This is a genomic window from Paraconexibacter sp. (genome assembly GCF_041602235.1).
Lineage (GTDB): Bacteria > Actinomycetota > Thermoleophilia > Solirubrobacterales > Solirubrobacteraceae > Paraconexibacter.
The window spans coordinates 1-4,127 of record NZ_JBFIGP010000314.1; the positions used below are offsets into that span (position 1 = coordinate 1).

The 4,127-nt window shown below is 71.2% G+C and carries 4 protein-coding genes and 1 pseudogene; 3 read left to right on the forward strand and 2 right to left on the reverse strand.

What is annotated here, in order from left to right; genetic code table 11:
- The 3 genes from ABYE80_RS17810 to ABYE80_RS17820 form a co-directional block, all read left to right on the forward strand.
- A partial coding sequence (locus ABYE80_RS17810) for a DNA polymerase (protein WP_372791650.1) occupies positions 1 to 1,592 on the forward strand: 1,592 nt, incomplete at its 5' end.
- 7 nt (positions 1,593 to 1,599) lie between these two features.
- Complete coding sequence (locus ABYE80_RS17815; RefSeq protein WP_372791651.1) at positions 1,600 to 2,043, forward strand: DMT family transporter; 444 nt, start codon at positions 1,600 to 1,602, stop codon at positions 2,041 to 2,043.
- A gap of 122 nt (positions 2,044 to 2,165) precedes the next feature.
- The gene (locus ABYE80_RS17820; RefSeq protein ID WP_372791652.1) at positions 2,166 to 2,432 is read left to right on the forward strand and encodes a hypothetical protein; all 267 of its coding nucleotides are present in this window, start codon (positions 2,166 to 2,168) and stop codon (positions 2,430 to 2,432) included.
- A gap of 35 nt (positions 2,433 to 2,467) precedes the next feature.
- Here the strand turns inward: ABYE80_RS17820 and ABYE80_RS17825 are convergent, their stop codons facing one another.
- Positions 2,468 to 3,649: an FAD-dependent oxidoreductase gene (locus ABYE80_RS17825; RefSeq protein WP_372791653.1), complete on the reverse strand. Its 1,182-nt coding sequence runs from the start codon at positions 3,647 to 3,649 to the stop codon at positions 2,468 to 2,470.
- A gap of 43 nt (positions 3,650 to 3,692) precedes the next feature.
- A pseudogene (locus ABYE80_RS17830) lies at positions 3,693 to 4,127 on the reverse strand (hypothetical protein); the annotation flags it as partial.

The window sequence follows — 4,127 nt, forward strand, 5'->3', positions numbered from 1 at the left end:
CGATCGCCGTCCGCGCCCCCGAGGTCGCCGAGGGCGAGCTGTTCGCCACCGAGGGCGGCTGGCGGTTCGGCGTCGCCTGCGGCGAGGACGTCCTGGTGGGGGAGTGCCCCAGGCCGGAGGACCTCGTGACGGCGCTGGGCGGGCGGCCCGTGGTGGCCCACGACGCGAAGGAGCTCGGGCTCGTGCCGTCGGGCCTGGCCCACGACACGATGCTCGCCGCGTACCTCCTGGAGCCCGCACGGCGCGGCTACCCGTTCCCGGAGCTGTGCGAGGAGCGCGGGTTCGGGACGTCGATCGAGGACCCGGCGGGCGCGGATGCGGTGCTCTGCGCGACGCTGGCGTCCTGGCAGCGCGAGCAGCTCGTCGACCGGGACCTCCAGCGGCTCCTGGACGAGATCGAGCTTCCGCTGGTCGGCGTGCTCCGGGCCATGGAGGTCGCCGGCGTCAAGCTCGACAAGCCGCGGCTGGCGGCGATCCGCGAGCGCGTGCACGAGGAGATCGGCTCGCTGGAGCGCGAGGTCTGGGAGCTCGCGGGGGAGGAGTTCGTGCTCGGCTCGCCGCAGCAGCTCGGCGCGATCCTCTTCGAGAAGCTCGGCTTGTCCCGCAAGCGCAGGGGGAAGACGGGCTTCTCGACCGACGCCCGCGTCCTCCAGGCGATCCGCGACGAGCATCCCGTCGTGCCGAAGATCGAGCGCTGGCGGGAGCTCAACCAGCTCGCCAAGACCTACCTCGACGTGCTGCCCAACCTCACCGACGACGCGTCCCGCATCCACACGACGTTCCTGCAGGCCGTCGCGCAGACCGGGCGCCTGTCGTCCACCAACCCGAACATGCAGAACGTGCCGGTCCGCACGGAGCTCGGCCGCGAGATCCGCGGGTGCTTCGAGGCCGCCGACGGCCACGTGCTGCTGAGCGCCGACTACGAGCAGGTCGAGCTGCGCGTGCTGGCCCACGTGGCCGGTGAGCAGGTCCTGAAGGACATCTTCCTGCGGGGGGAGGACGTCCACACCGCGACCGCGTCGCAGGTGTTCGAGAAGCGCGCGGAGGATCTCACCCCGATGGATCGCTCCAAGGCCAAGATGATCAACTACGGCATCGTCTACGGGCTCTCGGACTACGGGCTCGCGGATCGGCTCAACATCGCGCGCGAGGAGGCCAAGCAGTTCATCGACGCGTACCTCGAGCGGTTCCCGGCCGTGCACGCGTTCATGACCGGCACGATCGAGCGGGCGACCGAGCAGGGCTACGTGACCACGCTGTACGGCAGGCGGCGCCAGATCCCCGAGCTCAAGGCGCGCAACTACCAGGTGCGCACGCTGGGGGAGCGGCTGGCGGTCAACACGGTCATCCAGGGGACCGCGGCCGACGTCATCAAGCTGGCGATGATCGGCGCCCACCGGGCGCTGGCCGCCGAGGGCCTCACGACCCGTCTGATCCTCCAGATCCACGACGAGCTGCTGTTCGAGGGGCCGCCCGAGGAGATGGACGCCGTCCGTGCCCTCGCGGAGCGCGAGATGCGCGCGCCCTGGACCCACGATCCGCCGATGGCCGTCTCGCCGGGGGTCGGCAAGTCGTGGCTGGACGCGAAGTGAGCGCCTGATGGACCGCTCGGGCGCGGTGCTCCTGACCGTCGTCGCCGGCGCGCTCATCGCGCTGCAGGCCCCCATCAACTCGACGCTGGGTCGGAATGTCGGGACGTTCCAGGCGGCGCTCACGAGCTTCGCGCTCGGCACCGTCGTCCTGGCGCTCGTGGTGGCGTTCGCCCGGGGTGGCTTCGCGGACATCGGCGAGGCGCGCGGGCTGTCGTGGTACTACCTCACCGGGGGTGTGCTCGGAGCGATCTACGTCGCCACCGTCCTGGTGACGGTGCGGGAGCTCGGGGCCGGCGGTGTGACCGCGGCGACGATCGCCAGCCAGCTCACCGCGAGCGTGCTCATCGACCGGTTCGGCTGGCTCGGCGTGCAGCAGCAGCCGATCACCGCCGCGCGGATCGCCGGGGTCCTGCTGCTGTGCGCCGGAGTGGCGCTCATCGTGCGCGGCTGACCGGCACTCGTCCGTCCGTCCGTCCGTCTTGACAGGCGCGAGACCGAGGAGGAACGTCGAGACAGGCGCGTTGTGCGCCGCGGAGCGGTGCCGCGCGAAACGCGATTTCAGGAGGCCCACGCATGGGCACCGCCCACATTCCCCGCCCGCACGGACGCGACACGGCCGAGAGCCTGCGCGAGGCGTTCTGGATCCTCGCTCTCGGGCTCATGGTCTGCTTCGCGTTCTTCGCCGCGCTCGGCGCGTTCAACCCCAGCGAGGCGGTCGAGTTGACGATCGGCTTCGGCGTGCTCTGCGTCCTGTGGGCCATCCACGTCGTCGTGGTGTCCCGGCATCGCGGTGAGCACGATCCGCGGATGATGCGCGACCGCGAGCGCCGCGGGTTCTGACGCGGCGCGCTCGGCGCCGCCCGGCCCCTCCGGACCTACGCCGCCACCGCGACCGGTGCGGCGAGCGGGGTGCGGAAGCGGTCGCCGTGCGGCCCGTCGAGGACGTAGTCGGGTGGCGTGATGTTCAGGTAGTGGTTGAACGACCACGTCACGAACGACTGGCGGTCCATGATGTCCAGCGCGGTGTCCATCGCGGGGTAGCGGTTGAGACGGCCGACCATGTTCTGCACCCGCAGCAGCCAGCGGAACGCGTAGAGGTGCTCGTCGCAGAAGGCGGCGTAACGGTCCAGGGCCTGCGCGCGCGTCTGGCGTCCCTCGACGACCTTGCGCAGCTCCCGCCCGCAGGCCAACCCGAAGTAGAGCGCGGGCCGGATCCCCTCCGCGGTCGTCGGGAAGCAGTGGCCGGCGCTGTCGCCGACGAAGAAGACGATGCCGTCGGTCGGCTTGCGCATCTTGTGGGGGATCCAGTTGCCCTGCCAGCGCTCGGCGGGGAGCCCCAGGTCGGCGGCGAGCTCCTGCGTGGGCCGCTTGACGTGGTCGTGCGGGTCGAAGGACCCGACGCCGACGCGCAGCTCGTCGCCCGCGGGGAAGTTCCAGGAGTACCCGGCGCGCACGTACTTCGGGTCGAGCCACAGCTCGAGATCGCTGTCCGAGCCGTCGGGGTGGACCTCGAGCCCCCGGGACACGCGGGCGTTCGGCGGCGTGACGCGCTGCCCGGATTCGCTGAGGTACCGCGGCCAGCCGAGGCCGTCGACGATCAGCGGGGCGGTCAGATCACCGCGGTCGGTCCGGATGGTCTCGCCGGTCCGGCCCTCGACCTTGGCGGTCTCGAACGGCACGTCCGGGGACTGCTCCTTGAGGAGCGCGCAGATCTCGCGGTAGTCGAACGTCGAGAACGTCCACGGGAGGTGCCAGCGGTAGGTCTTCATGGTCTCGCGCCCGCCGTGCGCCTGCCGGCGGTGGATGACGAGGTCCGAGAACGTCTGGCGGATCGCCCCTGCCACCCCGAGGTTCTCGAGGAACTCGGTCGGGGCCGCGCACGCCGAGGTCTGCTTCTCGCCGATCTCGTAGCGGTCCAGCAGCAGGACACGGGCGCCCGACCCGGACAGCTCACGGGCCACCGCGAGTCCGGCGAAGCTCGCGCCGCAGACGATGACGTCGTACTCGCCGCTCAGGGGTGTGCGCGCGTCGCCGCGCTTTGTCGCTCGAACCGGCATCGGCGCCGATTCTAGAGGCGGGCCGGTCGCGAGCGCGTGGTGATCACGGCCTGCGCAGCTGCCGCAGCTTCGCTCCCGCCACCGAACGGACCGAGGCGCCGGCGTCGTCGTTCGGGGGCTTGATGCAGAACCGCTCGACCGCCAGGCAGATGAGGATCTCCGGCTGGATCTCATCGACCAGGTCCCAGTCCACCGTGATGGAGTGCGCGAACACCATGTGCGAGCACGACTCGGCGAGAAGGGGCAGCAGCCGGTAGCAGAAGGAGTCCCCGAACAGCATGGCGCGCGGCCCCGCACCGTCCTCGCGCTCGAAGACGCGGATGGTGCCGCGGTTGACGACGTCGTTGTCGAACGTGCGGACCGCGTTCGGGCTCCGGATGACGGCGTTCTCGGTGAGCCCACGTCGTGGCGGGTCGCACTTCTCGCCCAGGTCCCCCTCGAGCTCCTCGACCGACCAGTCGATCCCGGTCACGGGCTC